The sequence below is a fragment of the Peptoniphilus sp. oral taxon 386 str. F0131 genome, assembly GCF_000090945.1.
In the GTDB taxonomy this organism is placed as follows: domain Bacteria; phylum Bacillota; class Clostridia; order Tissierellales; family Peptoniphilaceae; genus Anaerosphaera; species Anaerosphaera mikwangii.
This window is the reverse complement of record NZ_GL349432.1, coordinates 1-544: the sequence shown is the minus strand read 5'-3', so window position 1 is coordinate 544 and position 544 is coordinate 1. Positions and strand designations below refer to the sequence as shown.

Genomic DNA, 544 nt, shown 5'->3' with positions numbered 1-544 from the left:
TATTTGGAGGTTCAGTTCCTAAAAATTACTTCCCTGCAGTAGAAAAGGGAATAATAGAATCAAAAGAACACGGTGTGTTGGCGGGATATCCTGTAACAAACTTTAAAGCAGTTTTATATGATGGTTCGTACCATGATGTAGACTCAAATGAAATGTCATTTAAGATTGCGGCATCACTTGCATTCAAAAAGGGAATGGAAGAAGCTAAACCTACACTTCTTGAGCCTATAATGAAAGTTGAAGTATCAATCCCGGATTCATATCTTGGAGATGTAATGGGAGATATGAATAAGCGTCGTGGTAGAATACTTGGAATGGATCAACAAAATGACGGAACTCAATTATTAATTGCTGAAGCTCCTCAAGCTGAAATGTTTGAGTATTCAATAGATTTAAGAGCTATGACTCAAGGTAGAGGAACATTTGCTATGGAATTTGTAAGATATGAAGAAGTTCCTGCAAATATTGCTCAAAAGATAGTTGAGGAAGCTAAGAACAAATAAAAATAAAATAATAAATATTTTAATTAACAAATAAAAAATAA

1 pseudogene is annotated in these 544 nt (G+C 33.3%); it reads left to right on the top strand.

What is annotated here, in order from left to right:
* Positions 1 to 503: pseudogene (gene fusA / locus HMPREF0629_RS07600) on the top strand (elongation factor G); the annotation flags it as partial.
* Between the last annotated feature and the right edge of the window lie 41 nt (positions 504 to 544).